This is a genomic window from Aminipila sp., assembly GCF_032051575.1.
Classification (GTDB): domain Bacteria; phylum Bacillota; class Clostridia; order Peptostreptococcales; family Anaerovoracaceae; genus Aminipila.
In genome coordinates this window covers 72,912-89,972 of the sequence record NZ_DAMBYD010000012.1, presented here as the reverse complement: position 1 = coordinate 89,972, position 17,061 = coordinate 72,912, and the positions used below count along the sequence as shown (strand labels likewise).

Sequence of the window (17,061 nt, the reverse complement as noted above, 5' to 3'; positions counted from 1 at the left end):
GAAATATTGATAAATGTTCCTATTATATAAAAAAGGAAGTGCAGAGGGGCGGAAGCCACATTTTTTAGTTAGAGGGGTAATATGTCATTTTCAGTAGATACAAAAAATGAACTGGCTCGGTTAGAGCAAGGAAAAAAATGCTGCATGCTTGCTGAGATTGCAGGTTTTGTTCGTATGTGTGGAAGTATAAGACTTGCTGGTGGCGGCAAATTTACAATTATAATAACTACAGAGAATCCTGCAGCTGCCAGACATTTTAAAAAAATAATTAAGGACTATTTTGATGTAGATGCAAATCTAGAAATAGGTCAGAGCACTACTTTAAAAAAAGGGCATGTGTATTTACTTACTATAGGTCCAGAGGAACGCAGTGAGCAGATTTTGCGTGAAACTGGAATCCTTATGGTTAAAGAAGGAATGAATTTCATAAGTGATGGGATTTATGAAGGATTAATTAAAACCAAGTGCTGTAGAAAATCGTATCTAAGGGGAGTTTTTTTAGGTTCAGGTACAATCAGTGATCCAGAGAAAGGATATCATATGGAATTTGTTTGCAGCACTCAGACCTTATCAAATGATTGTAAAAAATTGATTAATAGCTTTGTTGGTTTACATGCAAAGCAAGTAAAAAGAAAGAAAAGTTATGTGGTCTATGTGAAGGAATCCGAGCAGATAGTAGACATTTTAAATATATTAAAGGCACACGGACAGTTACTTAAGTTTGAAGATACACGAATAATGAAAGAAATGCGTAACAAAACAAATCGGATAAATAATTGTGATAGTGCGAATTTAGATAAAACATTAAATGCTTCTGAAAAGCAAGTTGAAGCCATAAGAAAAATTGAGGAAAGAAAAGGATTGGATTTTTTAAATGATAAATTAAAAGAAGTTGCATTGCTTCGATTAGATAATCCGGATGCAACGTTACAGGAATTAGCGGATATGATGGAGCCGCCATTAAAGAAATCGGGTATGAATCATAGATTAAAAAAGATTGAAGAAATTGCAGGAAAATTAGTATAAAATAAAGGAAAAAATTTGCTGTCGAATGTCAAGTGTTTTTTGAAAAAATATCGTAAAAATGAATGAAAGAAATCTGTGGATAACTTGCTGTTGACAAATGTAAAAAAAGCTAGAATAAAGTAGAATCAATGGAGTCAAGGGAAAAAGTTATTCACATGCAGCATGGGATAAAATTGTATACAATTTTTGCGAACTATGTGGAAAAGTGACGAATTGTTTAAAATACTAGCATTTATGGGCTGTGGAAAACGATTTAAATAAAAGGAGGCAAAATTAATGTTTGCAGTTATTATAAATACCATAGCAGTTCTAGTGGGCAGTACGGTTGGATTGATTTTAAAAGAAGGAATTCCTGATAGCATAAGAGACATTGTCATGAAAGGTTTGGCACTGTGTACTATTTATATCGGAATTACAGGTTCTTTAAAAGGGCAAAATACCTTAGTTTTAATTTTATCTATTGTTATTGGTTCTATTATAGGGCAAGGTCTGGATTTAGATAAAAGACTAAATAATTTTGCAGAAAAATTAGAAAGTAAATTTAAAAAGTCAGGAGATGAGGTTTCTGTAGCAGAGGGTTTTGTAACAGCAAGTTTATTGTTTTGTGTAGGTGCTATGACTATAGTTGGATCACTCAGAGCAGGACTCCAGGGAGATTATGAAATGCTTATGACAAAATCTTTTTTAGATTTTATTTCGTCGCTTATTTTTGCATCTGCTCTTGGAGTTGGAGTGCTGCTGTCAGCAGGTTTTGTATTAGTTTTCCAAGGAAGTATAGTACTGCTTGCACAGTATGTATCTCCGTATTTAGGGGATTATGTTATTGCAGAAATGACATGCGTAGGCTCATTACTTATTATAGCGTTAGGCTTAAATATTTTAGGGGTTACTCAGTTAAAAGTTATGAATTATTTACCCGCAATATTTATTCCGATTTTTTTATGTATGTTCATGTAATATTAACCTGCTGTTAATAATTCATTAAGAATAAGGTGATATAATGATCCGATAAATAAGAATATAATTACCTTAAAATATATAAAGGAGGAATTCAATAATGGAAAAGAAACAATATATATGTCCTAAGTGTGGATGTCAGCAATATGAGCATGATCAGTTTCAAGCTACAGGAGGAAATTTTGCTAAAATTTTTGATGTTCAGAATAAGAAATTTGTGACTATTAGTTGTACCCAGTGTGGCTACACAGAATTATATAAGGTAGGAGCTTCTACTGGTTGGAATATTTTAGATTTCCTAATGGGTTAACTATAAATAAACAATTTACTCTGCAAAAATGCTAAGGATAAAATCCTTAGCATTTTTAATTTATATCTATTAATTTTTTAAGCTCTGAAGAGGCGCAGGAATTCTTCCTCCTCGGTTAATCATTTTAGCAGGAGATTTAGGGTTTAACTTCATTACGGGACCATTTCCTAGAAGTCCACCAAAGTCTAATTCTTCTCCCTCTTTTAAACCTACAGCAGGAATAACTCTTACAGCAGTAGTTTTCGAGTTAACCATGCCTATAGCTGCTTCGTCGGCTATGATGGCAGATATTACTTCAGGAGGAGTATCTCCAGGAATAACAATCATGTCAAGACCAACAGAGCAAACAGCAGTCATTGCTTCAAGCTTTTCAATAGACAGAACGCCAGCTCTTGCGGCTGCTATCATTCCAGCATCTTCTGTAACTGGAATAAATGCACCAGATAAACCACCTACGTTTGATGATGCCATTACACCACCTTTTTTTACGGCATCGTTAAGCATAGCAAGTGCAGCTGTTGTGCCGTGCGTACCACATTGCTCAAGACCAATTTCTTCTAATATATAAGCAACAGAGTCACCAATTGCTGGTGTTGGCGCTAAAGACAAGTCGATAATGCCGAAAGGTACACCAAGACGTTTTGATGCTTCCGTACCAACCAGTTGTCCCATACGAGTAATTTTAAAGGCTGTTTTCTTAATCATATCAGCAATTTCAGTTAAATCTGCATCGTCAGGCATCTTTGCAAGTGCCGCACGTACTACGCCAGGACCTGAGACACCAACATTTAGAACACAGTCAGGTTCTCCAGGACCATGGAAAGCGCCTGCCATAAAAGGATTGTCTTCAGGAGCATTACAGAAAACTACAAGTTTTGCAGCACCAATGCACTGATTATCTTTAGTTGCCTCTGCAGCGGCTTTAACTACGCCTCCCATAAGTTTTACAGCATCCATGTTTATACCAGCTTTTGTGGAACCAATATTTATAGAGGAACAAACAAAATCGGTTTCAGCTAGTGCTCTTGGAATTGCTTCGATCAATGCTTTATCTCCAGGAGAGAAACCTTTGTGTACTAGAGCAGAAAAACCGCCAATAAAGTTTACGCCTACTTCCTTTGCAACTTTATCTAAAGTCTTAGCATATTTAACAGGATCCCCGCCAGAGGCTCCAACAAGCATAGCAATAGGCGTTACAGAAATTCTTTTGTTCACGATAGGAATACCATATGTTTTTTCTATATCTTCTCCAGTTTTTACTAAGTCCTTCGCGTAGTTATATATTTTGTTATAAACCTTTTCACAAGATTTATCAATATCACTGTCACAGCAGTCAAGTAGTGATATACCCATAGTAATCGTTCGTATGTCCAAGTTTTCGTCTTGTATCATGGTGATGGTTTCCATGATGTCTGTCATATTCAGCATTAACTGTACCTCCCCATAAATTAAATTCTGTGCATGGAATTAAAAATGTCTTCGTGCATTACGTGTATCGTCATGCCTGATACATTTTTTTGTAGACTATCTCTTAATGCATCCAATTCGCAGTTCATTTGTGATATATCAATAAGCATTACCATTGCGAAGTATTCCTGCAATACTGATTGTGTTACTTCTACTACATTTGCATTAGCTTCTGCACAAGTAGTGCTGACTTTCGCCAATATGCCTACCATGTCTTTTCCTATTACTGTTACTACTGCTTTCATATATTTAATCCTCCTTTTGTGATTATAAACAAATTTTTAATATTAATTTATTATTTTACCACAGTATACTGGTTATCTGCAAGAAAAGTATTTTCAGTATATTGAATTTCTATATCAGGATACTTTTTGGCAAAGTATTCCTTGTTACTGCGTTTATTACCGATCATGTTAGAAAAACATTTCTCATTGCTTTGAAAAGTAAACTGGGGTCTCTGGATGCCAGAAATGTGCATGGATTGTGGGTCAGAGTCTAAAAGGATTTTTAGCTTATTCTCAAGAATTTCCTTAGCAATTTCTGCTTCTACCAGTTGTCTAAATGCAGGGTGATAAGTACCGCCTGTAATGGCACCGTTTTCATTAATGATATCCGTGCTTTTAAGACCAACACGTATAATGTTTATGCCTGCATTATTTAATATTTTGTACATTTCTTTTGTAGTAAAAATAGCTTCTTCTTGTGAAAGAGGCCGATAATCTCCCCGCTTATACATGTTTAGAAGTTCAGTATCATCAATAATAATGGTCGGATAAAGACGAGCAACAGATGGTTTTATTTTTACTGCTTCTTTTGCTGAATAAAGAGATTTTTCGTGTGTATCACCAGGAAGACCGATCATTAACTGTATACCGAGATCAAAACCATAGGACTTAATCAAATCACAGCTTCTATATACTATTTCACTGTTATGTCCTCGGTTTGAGGCATTAAGTACCACATCATCAAAGGACTGAACTCCAAGCTCTATAATATCTGTACCATACTGTTTTAGGTTGTCCAGAATTTCTTCATTTATATAATCAGGTCTTGTGGAGAGATGAATTTTATCAATGAGACCTTTGTCTTTATATTCTTTTGCAACCGCAAGATAAGCACGCTGCTGCTCTATTGGAATGCCTGTAAAACTGCCTCCAAAAAAGGCGGCCTCAATGGTATCTAGGCCTCTACCAGTTAATGTAGGCAGGTATTGTTCTATAATATTTTTTACATCTTCTGCATGAACGGGTTTCTGCCTTGCAGTAATTTTTTTTTGATTGCAGAAAACACAGTCATTTGGGCAGCCTTCATGCGGAATAAAAATAGGTATAATAGCATGTTTTTTCATTTATCTCTCCATTCAATGATTGAACCAATATCTTCAAGCGGGTATTCTTCAAAGTATTTTATTTTTAGATTTTGTAATGTTATAAAGTCTGAAATCTTTCTGTAGTCAGGGTGTGATTTTAAATTGCCGTTAAAAATGATTTCATTTCCAACTCTCCCAGAAGCGCCACCGAGAAAACCATAAGGGAAATTACCAAGTTTTACGTACCCGGGTTTGATTAAAAGAACATTGATGTGATTATTCACATATTTATAGATACCTTCATCAGAAGTAATAGCAGCATAATTATTTATAACTATCATATTACATTTGGTATAACCCTGCTTTACATGGATTGTTTTATATCCTAACTGCTGTATTTTATCAAGCAGAGCAGGGGCGGTATATTTTAAATTATGAATAAAATTGTAACCCATACACACTGCGTTATATTTTACGTTTTCAGGGTATTTATAACCAAGACCTAATTGACCTTCTTCATGAAAAACTGGATCTCCAGGGTCGGCGCCTAATTTGCACATATAAATATCCGGATGGGTAGCTACCTCTGGATAGACATCCCCCGTATCTTCTATCAAAATCAGATGATGTCCTTGGCTTTCAAGGTAGTTTTGTAATATTATGTTTGCGTTACTTGATAAATATATAGTACTCATATATGATTTAATCCTTTATATACGATTGCCCAATATTCAGTGATTTGCTTCATAAATTGGGACAGGTCAAATGCGTTTTCCCTATTATATCATAAAATAAAATGGTATAATATTTTTAAAGTCAAATTGTATGAAAGATATTTTATTGAGAATTGGAGCGTAAACTATGTCAAAGATTAGCAATGACTGGCTGGAAGAAATTGGAGAAGAGTTCCAAAAACCATATTATTTACAGCTACGTCAGTTTTTAATAAGTGAATATAAAACTCGAAAAATTTATCCCGCAGCGGATGATATCTATAATGCTTTTCATTTTACACCTTTAAAAAATGTAAAGGTTTTATTGATTGGACAAGATCCATATCACAATGAAAATCAAGCAATCGGAACTAGTTTCGCTGTTCCTACAAGTCAAAAAGATATTCCACCATCGCTCGCTAACATTTATCAGGAATTACATGCTGATATAGGATGTAAAATTCCCAATAATGGATATTTAAAAAAATGGGCGGATCAGGGAGTTTTATTGTTAAATACGGTACTAACAGTCAGAGCACATCAAGCCAACTCTCATCAAGGACAAGGCTGGGAACAATTTACAGATGCAGTTATCAGGGCAGTGAATGAGCAGGACAGACCTATTGTATACTTTTTATGGGGAAGGCCGGCACAGTCAAAGAAGAAAATGTTGACAAATCCGAAACATTTAATCTTGGAGGCTCCACATCCAAGTCCGTTATCTGCTTACCGCGGATTTTTTGGGTGTAAGCACTTTAGTAAGGCAAATGAATTTTTGATGGCAAATGGGATAGAGCCCATTGACTGGCAAATTGAGGATATCTAAAAAACTTGATTTTATAGTGGTTTATGATAGAATGGATTTTATTGTGTTGTCAAAAATAATAATTTAGGAGAAGAATTTTTATGAAAAAGAACAGAGGATTGGCATTATTACCTTTCATCGTATTTATCGTACTATTTGCTGGAGTAGGCATTATTAGTGGGGATTTTTATGGAATGCCCGCATTAGTTGCTTTTCTAACTGCTTTATTTGTTGGTATGTTACAGAACCGGGCTCTTTCCTTTAACGAAAAACTAGTTATCATTTCAAAGGGAGCGGGAGACGTAAACATAATTACCATGGTCTTAATCTTTTTAGTAGCAGGAGCGTTTTCAGGTGTAGTTTCAGCAGCAGGTGGAGTGGATAGCACTGTATTCTTTGGTTTATCCATTATTCCCTCTAAATTTATGGTGGTAGGATTATTTTTAATCGGCTGTTTTATCTCCATTTCAATGGGCACTTCAATGGGCACAATCTCGGCCCTTGCACCAATTGCAACAGGAATTTCAGGGCAAACAGGGTTTCCAATGACAATATGTATAGGAGCTGTTGTATGCGGAGCTATGTTTGGTGATAATTTATCTATGATTTCAGATACTACAATTGCTGCGGTAAGAACCCAGGGGTGTGAAATGAAGGACAAGTTTAAACAAAACTTCTTTATTGTTCTACCGGCAGCTATACTTACCGTTATTATTTTTTATGTAAGAACAATGGGGCTTACCTATAAAATAAGTGAAACGTATGATTATAATTTTGTGCAGATTATTCCGTACTTAGTTGTTTTAATAGGTGCATTAATTGGATTAAATGTATTTTTAGTATTAATCGCTGGCATTATACTTTCTGTAATAGTTGGTGTTTCCTACGGTAGCTTTACTTTAATTGAAAGCTTTTCAGCTATTGGAGAAGGAATGAAAGGCTTATTTGAAATCTCTATTATTTCAATCATTGTTGCATGTATAGTTTCATTAATAAAAGAAAATGGTGGAATAGATTTAATCATTGATATGATTAAGAAAAGAACCAGAGGAAAACGCGGAGCAGAATTTGGTATTGCCCTTCTTTCAATTTTAATTGATATTTGTACAGCTAACAATACGGTTGCTATTGTAATGGCAGGTCCTATTGCAAAACAAATTGGTGATGAATTTGGAGTGGAATCGAAGAGAGTTGCTTCTATTCTTGATATATTTGCTTCGGTTGGACAAGGCTTAATTCCTTATGGAGCACAGCTTCTTACAGCAGCTGCGTTAGTAGGTCTAACTCCGTTAGACATTATACCAAATCTGTATTATCCCATTTTAATGGGAATTAGTGCCGTATTATTTATGATTTTTAGACCACAGAAACAATAGAAAAGCAGAGCCTGTGATAATTTTTCACAGGCTTTTTATTATGTAGGAAATATCGCTTGCGATATTGACGGAATATCAAAAAAAGCACATAAATAGTTGGCTAAAGTTCAGATTATCAAATAGCCAACATGTGCAAATAGAAATCTATGATTTCGTTATTTGCACTTTTTTTATATAAGGTACAAAATAAATAACTCTGGCATATATATGTTATATATTGATAGTTATGCACATTTGCATAAGTTAGGAGGATATATGGATAATACATCAATGCCAAGTGTATATTTAAGCCCTTCGGTTCAAGATTATAATGAATATATTATTGGAGGAAGTGAAGAGTATTACATGAATCTCATAGTGGATGCTATGGTTCCTTATTTAAGGGCAAGTAACATTTCCTTCAGTCGAAATAATCCAAATGATTCTTTAGCTCAGGCCATTGCACAGTCCAATGCAGGAGATTATGACCTGCATTTAGCCTTACATTCCAATGCTTCCCCCGAAAATTTAGCTGGGATGTTACAGGGACCAGATGTTTACTACTATGCATTCAGCCTTGCCGGCGAAAAGGCGGCGAATATATTTGCAAAGAATTTAGCAGATATATACCCAAACCCTGATTTAGTGACAACGATTCCCAATACTACTCTTGCTGAATTAAGAAGGACCAGAGCCACAGCTATTTTGATAGAACTTGCATATCATGACAATTATGAGGATGCTAATTGGATAGCCAACAATATTGAAGCAATTGCGGAAAATTTTGCTTTTTCTTTAGCAGAGTATTTTGGAATTCCTTTTGTTGATCCATTTTAATAGTATTAACCGTCAAATATATTGGCGGTTTTAAATTTTTTTGGTATAATATTAATTTGGTTATAAATTGCCGCAAGGAGAAATGAAAGAAAGTGGTGTAAGATGGATAAGCTTATTGAATTGCTTAAGGAAATATATAGTGAAGATAATGCAGATAATCTGATTAAAGTTATATTGGGAAATATCAGGAAAAAATCCAACCTTTGTAAAAGGGTTACCATACGACCAATCATGCCTTCAATGCAAATTAATGTTTCAGGTAGAATATCATTTTGAGAAAAAAGTTACTCATGAAAATCTGTCAGGAAAAGAAGTGCTGCAGCTATGTCATAAACTGATTTGTGAAGAATTCAAGCAAATTAATGTACAAACTACTACAGAAGATATTCAGATTCTGGTATCTAAACCTGAAAAGCCTAAAATAATAAGACAACAAGTGGAAAAAAGAGAATCCTTAAATTTGGAGCATAACAAAGAAAAAAAATATATTATTCCAGATAAGGAACCATGTGAATTTTTAATAAAGCTGGGTGTAATGGGAGGAGACGGAAAAGTTTTTCAAAAACACTATGCAAAATTTAGACAGATAAACAGGTATTTGGAAATTGTTGAAGATGTTATGGAATATTTACCAGAAAAGAAGGACAAGCCTTTAAAGATTATTGACTTTGGTTGTGGCAAATCTTATCTGACATTTGCATTGTACTATTACCTTAAGATTCTAAAACAACGTAATGTTGAGATAATAGGTCTGGACTTAAAAGCAGATGTTATAGAGTTCTGCAATAAAACCGCCCAAGAACTTGGATACCTAGAACTGAAATTCTTAATGGGGGATATCGCAGATTATACTAGTGATCATGCAGACATGGTAGTCACACTTCACGCTTGTGATACAGCAACAGATTATGCATTGATTAACGCAGTTAATTGGAATTCGAAAGTTATTCTATCCGTTCCCTGCTGCCAGCATGAACTGTTCAGTCAAATTGAAAATGCTCTCCATCAACCAATGTACAAACATGGAATTTTGAAAGACAGATTTACAGAACTGCTTACTGATGGACTAAGAGGATTAAAACTGGAGTCTTGTGGATATGATGTGACAATGATTGAATTTACAAGCTTGGAGCATACTTCAAAAAATATTATGATTCGTGCAGTAAAAGGAAAGAGTACACAGAAAACTGTATTGATGAAAAAGGCTCAAGATGAATATGAAAATTTAAAGGAGTATTATCAAGTAAAACCGACAATTGATTTAATGAAATTAAAATAACGGTTATACCGTTATTTTTCTGATAAGAATTTTGTTGATTTTGATTTGATATTGTGGTAAAATAATAAGGTTCGGGATACGGGCATTTACATTTTGTGTAAAAAGTGGAACTTAATACATTATGTAGATTAAGTTCTTTAAAAATAAAGTTGTATAGAGTTAAGAAAGTAGGATTAATTATGACAAACAAACAAAAGATTATCAACATAGCTGTTATAGCCCATGTTGATGCAGGAAAATCTACCTTGGTAGATGCATTCTTAAATCAGAGCGGAGTTTTCCGTGCAAATGAAGAAGTTGTTGAATGTGTTATGGACAGCGATGATATTGAAAGAGAAAGAGGAATAACAATTTATTCTAAAAACTGTTCAGTAATGCATGAAGACGTAAAAATTAATATTGTGGATACTCCGGGACATGCGGACTTCTCATCCGAAGTGGAAAGAATTATGAAAACAGTAGATACTGTGATTTTACTTGTAGATTCTAGTGAAGGACCAATGCCGCAGACAAGATTTGTATTAAACAAATCTTTAGAGCAAGGGCTTAACCCAATCTTATTAATTAATAAGATTGATAAAAAGGATGCAAGAATTGAAGAAGTTGTTGATGAAGTTTATGAATTATTTATGGATTTAAATGCAAATGACAAACAGTTAGACTTCCCTATATTATATGGTATTGCCAGACAGGGTATTGTTGTATATGATCCTGCAGATGTTGCAGATGTTGAAGTGGAAGCTGGAGACAAAAAATTAGATAAGCATACAGAGGGTGATAAAGGCAGAGACATTACACCTTTATTTGAAACCATTATCAAGCATGTTGAAGCATACCCGGATTTGAATGAGGAACCATTACAGATGCAGGTTTCATCTCTAGGATATGACGATTATATAGGACGATTAGGTATTGGACGTGTAACAAAAGGAAAAATTAAAACGGGACAAACTGTAGCAGTAGCAAAAGCAGATGGAAGTATAGCTTCAAGAAAGATAAATCAGGTATTTGTGTATAGGGGTCTTAAGAGAACTCCCGTTGATGAAGCAGAGTGTGGAGATATAGTTGTTGTAGCTGGAATTTCAGATATTTCTATTGGTGAAACTATTTGTGATAGTTCAAATCCACAGCCTATGGAAATGATTCACATAGAAGAGCCAACTTTGTCAATGAACTTCATAGTAAATAAATCACCTTTCGCTGGAAAGGTTGGTAAATTCGTAACCACAAGACATATAAAGGAAAGATTGGAAAAGGAACTGGAAGTCAATGTTGGACTTGTTGTGGAGCAAACTGAGTCTAATGATGTATTTAAGGTTTCAGGAAGAGGAGAACTTCATCTTTCAATCTTAATTGAAAATATGAGACGTGAAGGTTACGAGTTGGCTGTATCAAAGCCAGAGGTTATCATGCATAAGAATGAAAATGGAAAAAAGATGGAACCTATGGAAGAGGTTGTAATATCCGTTCCTGATGAGTATTCAGGTAGTGTTATTTCAAAGCTAAATGTTAGAAAAGGTATCATGAAAGAAATGTCAGGTGATAACGGATATTCAAAGCTTGTATATCTGGTACCTACGAGAGGTCTTCTTGGTTACAGAAGTGAGTTTATCAACGATACTCATGGTGAAGGAACAATGGTTAGACGTTTTGACAGCTTTGATGAGTATAAGGGAGAAATCCCTCAAAGAGGTAATGGCGTTGCTATAGCACAAGAAGAAGGCACTTCTACAGGGTATGCTTTATTTGGAGTACAGGAAAGAGTTCAGCTGTTTATAGAACCGGGTGTTAAAGTATATGAAGGTATGATTATTGGAATGAATAGCAGAAATGACGATATGATTGTAAATCCTTGTAGAGCAAAGAAAGCAACGAATACGCGTGCATCTGGTACAGATGATGCAATTAAGCTTCCCCCGCCAAGAAAATTCACATTGGAAGAGGCTTTGGAGTTCATTAACAATGATGAACTAGTTGAAGTTGTTCCAGATGATATCAGACTTCGAAAAAAGATTTTAAATGAACTTGAGAGACGTAGATCTGGAAGATAAATAGATACTTTGTTAAGTTAAATATATATTAAATTCAAATAAAGACAGATGATACAAATGGTGTATTGTTTGTCTTTATTGTTTTTGGGCTTATAATTGGAACTTTATTTGCACAAATATTGTTAGTTCCTGCAGCACAGAGCATTGCTTTTATTGCCAGGGTAATCTGATTTTTTTAAGCAAAAAAATTCGATACATTTATTTTTAATATAATTAGATATGACTTATATGTTATTATATTTATATAAAGAAAATTTTAAAAGTGTAGAGGAAAGACATGAAAATTATTCAAAAAAATAATAATGACAATATTTTTATACGATTTGTGAAAGGGTTTATTATTGGTTCATCTATGCTGATCCCAGGGGTTAGTGGTGGTACTATGGCTATTATTTTAGGTGTTTATGATGATTTGATTCACGCCATAAGTACATTGAAAAGGGACTTGAAGGCTAATGGGCTGCTTTTATTTCAATATGGAATTGCAGGAATTTTAGGCGTTGTTCTATTATCAGGACCTATGCTGAATGCAGTTACATCTTGGCAAAAACCCATGATGTTTTTATTCCTCGGTGCCATTTTAGGAAGCTTCCCACCCCTATACAAGAAGGCCACTGCCAATAAAGTGAAACAGGTAAATAAGGGGGCAGCGGTTGTGGGCGCTGCTATTGCTTATTTGATTACTTTATTCCCCAAGGGATTACTAGACTTTGAACCAGGATTTCACTTATATAGCTTTTTTATGCTGCTCGTTGCGGGTGTGGTTATAGCTATAGCATTAGTTTTGCCTGGGATTAGTGCATCTTATGTATTACTGATGTTAGGTATGTATGATTTGACGCTGAAAGCAATTAGAAATTTTGATATTGATTATTTAATTCCTTTAATAATTGGAACGATTGCAGGCACATTTTTAACTGCAGGAGTTATTGAACGTGAGATGAAAAGACATCCGCAGTTTACATATATGTTAATTATTGGATTTATGATAGGGTCTTTGCTTGAAGTTTTTCCTGGAATGCCGATTGGGACAGAAATCTTACAATGTGTAGTAACCTTTGTTTTAGGTCTCGGTATTATTTTATGGATTGGAAGAGAAAAATAATAATTGGCACCAATATTTTCATTGAATTTGTGCTTAAATCAAGGTAATTAGATTATAGAATATGAATAAATTTACCAAAATAACAACATAATACTTTTTATGACCTATCCCAATTTATAAGATAAATTGCAGGAAGGTCAGATGCCAAAAAATGCAAATTTTAATTTGCAGATTTTTATCGTATTATGACCTATCCCAATTTATGAAATAAATTGCAGGAAGGTCAGATGCCAAAAAGCGCAAATTTCAGTTTGCAGATTTTTATCGTATGGATAATGGATAAAGGGGATTATGATTTTGGATAATTTGATAAATTTTAAAAAGCAGAATTTTAAAAGGATACCCAGGCACATTGGAGTAATACCGGATGGGAACAGGCGATGGGCTTTAAACTGTGGCTTAGAAAAAAAAGATGGATATCAACATGGAATAAATCCAGGATTTAAACTTTATGAATTGTGTAAAGATATGGGGGTAGAGGAACTTACACTTTATGGTTTTACCGTGGATAATACGAAAAGGCCAGCTGAGCAAAAAATAGCCTTTAAACAAGCTTGCGTGGATGCGGTATTGGAACTTGCTAAGAGAGATGCGGAACTTTTAGTTATGGGCAATGATAAATCTACCTGCTTCCCAGAAGAGTTAAAGCCTTTTTTACAAAGAACTAAATTTGGACATGGCGGAATCAAGGTGAATTTTTTAGTTAATTATGGCTGGGATTGGGACTTAATGTGTGAGAATGGTTTTGCCTCAAGGGATATATCTAGGATTGATTTAATTATGAGATGGGGTGGAATGAGAAGATTAAGTGGATTTCTTCCAATCCAATCTGTATATGCGGATTTTTTTGTTTTAGATGAGTTCTGGCCTGAATTTACTGAAGAACAATTTTATAGGGGAATTGCATGGTATCAGAATCAAGATAAGACTTTAGGCGGATGAGCAAAATCTTGTATACATTGAGACATTGGTAAATTTTGATTGATTTTTCAATTTATTAATGGTAATCTTAAAAATAAATCGTGCAAGACAGGTGTATATACACTTGCTTTGCTTTAACATGTAAAAATGGAGGAGAGTTAAGATGAAATTAAAAAAAATACTAACTGCAGTTTTAGTGCTTTCATTAGTTCTTTCGATGGCAGCTTGCGGTAGTAACTCTGAAAATAAAGGTACTGCGGATGGAGAAAAGGCAAAACTATATGTTGTAAATTGGAAAGATTATGGCTCAGATGATGCCGATTTTATTAAAGCTTTTGAAAAGAAATATAATTGTGAAGTAGTAAACACATATATGTCTAGTGAGGAAGAACTCTTAACAAAGTTAAGAACTTCAAAAGCAGGGGAGATTGATGTATGCCTTCCCAATTGTTCCATACTTCCAGCTGCAATAGATGAAGGACTTTTATCCGAGGTTGATACTTCAAAACTGAAAAATTTTGATGGAATGTTTGAAAAGTTTAAAACGCAGAAAGAATGCTTTAAAGATAGCAAGATGTACGCAGTTCCATTTGTGTGGGGTTCAACTGCCATCGCCTATAATTCAGATGTAATTAAGGAAGCTCCAAAGTCAATAGCTGCATTATTTGACAAGAAATATGCTGGTAAAATTGCATTTAGAGATGACTATAATGATGCAGTTATGGCAGCAGCAATTGCTTTAGGGCAGGATCCAAATAATCCGTCAGATCTAAAAGCAATTAAAGAAAAGCTAATTGAACAGAAAGCTTTAAATAAAACATATTGGAAGACAGGGGATGAATTCTCTAAACTTTTTGCAGGAAAGCAAATTGATTTGGGTTTAATGTGGTCAGGACAAGCTGCTTCTATGAAGCAGGAAGGTGAGCCAATAAGCTTTGTAGTTCCTGAAGATGGTGCGATCGGCTGGGTGGACAATTGGGCAATCTCAGAAGGCAGCAAGAACAAAGATTTGGCATATGCTTTTATTGACTGGATGATTAGTAAAGATTTCCAATATAATTGGGCAGCAGGTGGCGGACCAGCACCTGTAAATCAGGCAGCGGCAGAATCCATTGATCCTGAGTATGCAGCATCTGCAGCAATGGATGAAGCATCACTGAACCGTTTATATTTTATGGAATATAGAACAGATGAAGTCAAGAATGCTTGGAACGAGCTTTGGACAGAAGTCAAGGCAAACTAATTTATTCAATAAGAAAGGGCAGTCTCAATAGAGAGAGCCCTTTCTTAAATTAGTACGAGGAGGAGCAGCTTTGAAAAATAATAAAAAAATAATGACGCTGCCAGGAATGGCGGTACTTTTTATATTTGCCATATTACCGCTTTTTATCATGTTTGCATACAGCTTCCAAAGTGACAGTGGACCCGGATTTACACTGGAAAACTATACAAGGTTTTTCACTAAGACATTTTATCTGACATTAACTTGGAGAACTATAGTGAATAGCCTGCTGGTTACAGTGATAAGCCTGATTATTGCATATCCTTTGGCATACATAATGGCAAAACAATTAAAAGGCCTTAAGAATATCGTAATGGTTTTGTTAATTATACCATTCTTTACAAATCAACTTGTCAGAGTGTACAGCTGGCTTATATTTTTGCAGGATGACGGGGTATTTGACAGAATGATGAATAGTTTGGGGATATTAGATGGAAATATAGGTATTTTATATACTCGAACGGCAGTTATAATAGGTCTGATTCATGCATTTTTTCCTTATATGGTGATAACTATTTATATGGCTTTAGAACGCTTGGATAATTCCCTTCTTGAAGCAAGCAGCAGCCTTGGTGCATCAAAGTTAACTACATTTTTCAGAGTTGTAGTACCTATGTCTATACCTGGAGTAGTCACAGGAATTATGATTGTGTTTGTGCCATGCCTTGGCACTTTCGTAGAACCAAGAATTTTAGGAGGAGTTAATGGAACGGTTATTGGAACGGTTATTGAGGATCAGTTCTTTGAAATTTATGGCTGGAATTTTGGTGCAGCCGTAGCATTTATACTTCTTGCATTGGTTCTGTTGAGTATGGCGGGGATTAATCACTTAGGCAGGAGGTATGATACATGATAAAAAGTATTTGCATGAAACTCTATGTATTAATAATGATTTTATTTTTATATACTCCAATAGTTGTACTTATGATAATGGGATTTAACGAGTCCAGATATAATTCACTGCCTTTTACGTTCAGTACAAAGTGGTATAAAGGGTTAGCGGAAAACAGTATACTATTAAGTGCGGCGGAAAATTCTTTTTATCTGGCAATAGTAACCGGAATAATCTGTGTAATATTAGCCACGTTCTTCATACTAGGGGTGAAAGCACTATCAAGAAAAACACAAAGTTTCTGCAGAAGTATAATGATGATGCCAATGAGTATTCCCTGGTTGATTATGGGTCTTTCCATGTTGTTAATGATTCGATTTATAGATTTAGATAAAGATTTATTTTTTGTAGTTATAGGACATGTAGTTATATCTTTGCCTTATGCAATGCTTGTCTTGCAAGCAAGATTACAGTCTATAGATCCTGCCCTTGAAGAAATGAGTTTATCTCTTGGAGCAAGCGGACTTACCACTTTTAGGAAAATAACGCTTCCTGCTATAGCACCGGCTATGGTGGCAGGGGGATTCTTGTCTTTTATGATAAGCTTTGATAATTTCGCAATAAGTTACTTTCTGATGCCGGCTGGAGTTTCAACACTTCCTATTGAAATTCAATCCTCTATAAAGTTTGGGTTTACACCAGAAATAAATGCAATATCTACTATAATAATTGGAATATCATTAGTTTGTCTTGCTGTAGTAGGCATAATTATGGGTAAAAGTTTTAAAAGTGTTTTAGGAGGTAATTCGTAA

At 34.8% G+C, this 17,061-nt stretch carries 19 protein-coding genes; 15 read left to right on the top strand and 4 right to left on the bottom strand.

The window, feature by feature from the left end; translation table 11 throughout:
• Window positions 1-81: 81 nt before the first annotated feature.
• The 3 genes from whiA to RTW14_RS15975 all read left to right on the top strand — a co-directional run bounded on the left by whiA (window position 82) and on the right by RTW14_RS15975 (window position 2,293).
• Entirely contained in the window at window positions 82-1,026 is a 945-nt protein-coding gene (gene whiA / locus RTW14_RS15985; RefSeq protein WP_312653267.1) for a DNA-binding protein WhiA, read from the top strand.
• A 276-nt stretch (window positions 1,027-1,302) separates the two neighbouring features.
• Window positions 1,303-1,983: a DUF554 domain-containing protein gene (locus tag RTW14_RS15980; RefSeq protein WP_312653264.1), complete on the top strand. Its 681-nt coding sequence runs from the start codon at window positions 1,303-1,305 to the stop codon at window positions 1,981-1,983.
• A 100-nt stretch (window positions 1,984-2,083) separates the two neighbouring features.
• A complete protein-coding gene (locus RTW14_RS15975; RefSeq protein ID WP_312653262.1) occupies window positions 2,084-2,293 on the top strand; it encodes a zinc ribbon domain-containing protein in 210 nt (69 codons plus the stop codon).
• 69 nt (window positions 2,294-2,362) lie between these two features.
• Here RTW14_RS15975 and RTW14_RS15970 read toward each other — a convergent pair whose 3' ends face one another.
• Genes RTW14_RS15970 through RTW14_RS15955 form a run of 4 tightly spaced genes read right to left on the bottom strand, consistent with a single transcriptional unit; the run spans window position 2,363 to window position 5,764 of the window.
• On the bottom strand, window positions 2,363-3,721 hold the full coding sequence (locus RTW14_RS15970) for a PFL family protein (protein ID WP_312653260.1): 1,359 nt from the start codon (window positions 3,719-3,721) through the stop codon (window positions 2,363-2,365).
• Window positions 3,722-3,741: 20 nt separating this feature from the next.
• Complete coding sequence (locus RTW14_RS15965) at window positions 3,742-4,005, bottom strand: ACT domain-containing protein (RefSeq protein WP_312653258.1); 264 nt, start codon at window positions 4,003-4,005, stop codon at window positions 3,742-3,744.
• Window positions 4,006-4,055: 50 nt separating this feature from the next.
• Window positions 4,056-5,108 (bottom strand): elongator complex protein 3, encoded by a 1,053-nt coding sequence (locus RTW14_RS15960; RefSeq protein WP_312653256.1) that lies wholly within the window; start codon window positions 5,106-5,108, stop codon window positions 4,056-4,058.
• The gene (locus RTW14_RS15955) at window positions 5,105-5,764 is read right to left on the bottom strand and encodes a DUF6873 family GME fold protein (protein WP_312653254.1); all 660 of its coding nucleotides are present in this window, start codon (window positions 5,762-5,764) and stop codon (window positions 5,105-5,107) included. The genes RTW14_RS15960 and RTW14_RS15955 overlap by 4 nt, the downstream gene beginning before the upstream one ends.
• A 166-nt stretch (window positions 5,765-5,930) precedes the next feature.
• Between RTW14_RS15955 and RTW14_RS15950 the strand changes: the two genes are divergently transcribed.
• The 12 genes from RTW14_RS15950 (at window position 5,931) to RTW14_RS15895 (ending at window position 17,061) form a co-directional block, all read left to right on the top strand.
• A complete protein-coding gene (locus RTW14_RS15950; protein WP_312653252.1) occupies window positions 5,931-6,608 on the top strand; it encodes a uracil-DNA glycosylase in 678 nt (225 codons plus the stop codon).
• An 80-nt stretch (window positions 6,609-6,688) separates the two neighbouring features.
• Window positions 6,689-7,963: a Na+/H+ antiporter NhaC family protein gene (locus tag RTW14_RS15945; protein ID WP_312653249.1), complete on the top strand. Its 1,275-nt coding sequence runs from the start codon at window positions 6,689-6,691 to the stop codon at window positions 7,961-7,963.
• A gap of 255 nt (window positions 7,964-8,218) precedes the next feature.
• Window positions 8,219-8,779 (top strand): N-acetylmuramoyl-L-alanine amidase family protein, encoded by a 561-nt coding sequence (locus RTW14_RS15940; protein ID WP_312653247.1) that lies wholly within the window; start codon window positions 8,219-8,221, stop codon window positions 8,777-8,779.
• A 102-nt stretch (window positions 8,780-8,881) separates the two neighbouring features.
• Window positions 8,882-9,055 carry a hypothetical protein gene (locus RTW14_RS15935; RefSeq protein WP_312653245.1) on the top strand — a complete coding sequence of 58 codons (174 nt, stop codon included), beginning with the start codon at window positions 8,882-8,884 and terminating at the stop codon, window positions 9,053-9,055.
• On the top strand, window positions 9,030-10,058 hold the full coding sequence (locus RTW14_RS15930; protein ID WP_312653243.1) for a class I SAM-dependent methyltransferase: 1,029 nt from the start codon (window positions 9,030-9,032) through the stop codon (window positions 10,056-10,058). The genes RTW14_RS15935 and RTW14_RS15930 overlap by 26 nt, the downstream gene beginning before the upstream one ends.
• A 179-nt stretch (window positions 10,059-10,237) precedes the next feature.
• Complete coding sequence (gene typA, locus RTW14_RS15925; protein WP_312653241.1) at window positions 10,238-12,109, top strand: translational GTPase TypA; 1,872 nt, start codon at window positions 10,238-10,240, stop codon at window positions 12,107-12,109.
• A 65-nt stretch (window positions 12,110-12,174) separates the two neighbouring features.
• Window positions 12,175-12,279 (top strand): hypothetical protein, encoded by a 105-nt coding sequence (locus tag RTW14_RS18880; RefSeq protein ID WP_312653239.1) that lies wholly within the window; start codon window positions 12,175-12,177, stop codon window positions 12,277-12,279.
• Between the two features lie 107 nt (window positions 12,280-12,386).
• Window positions 12,387-13,214, top strand: coding sequence for a DUF368 domain-containing protein (locus RTW14_RS15915; RefSeq protein WP_312653238.1), 828 nt, complete (start codon window positions 12,387-12,389; stop codon window positions 13,212-13,214).
• Between the two features lie 297 nt (window positions 13,215-13,511).
• On the top strand, window positions 13,512-14,156 hold the full coding sequence (locus tag RTW14_RS15910) for an undecaprenyl diphosphate synthase family protein (RefSeq protein ID WP_312653235.1): 645 nt from the start codon (window positions 13,512-13,514) through the stop codon (window positions 14,154-14,156).
• A 142-nt stretch (window positions 14,157-14,298) separates the two neighbouring features.
• A complete protein-coding gene (locus RTW14_RS15905) occupies window positions 14,299-15,378 on the top strand; it encodes an ABC transporter substrate-binding protein (RefSeq protein ID WP_312653232.1) in 1,080 nt (359 codons plus the stop codon).
• A 70-nt stretch (window positions 15,379-15,448) separates the two neighbouring features.
• Window positions 15,449-16,270, top strand: coding sequence for an ABC transporter permease (locus tag RTW14_RS15900; RefSeq protein ID WP_312653230.1), 822 nt, complete (start codon window positions 15,449-15,451; stop codon window positions 16,268-16,270).
• On the top strand, window positions 16,267-17,061 hold the full coding sequence (locus tag RTW14_RS15895) for an ABC transporter permease (RefSeq protein WP_312653228.1): 795 nt from the start codon (window positions 16,267-16,269) through the stop codon (window positions 17,059-17,061). Before RTW14_RS15900 ends, RTW14_RS15895 begins: the two co-directional genes overlap by 4 nt.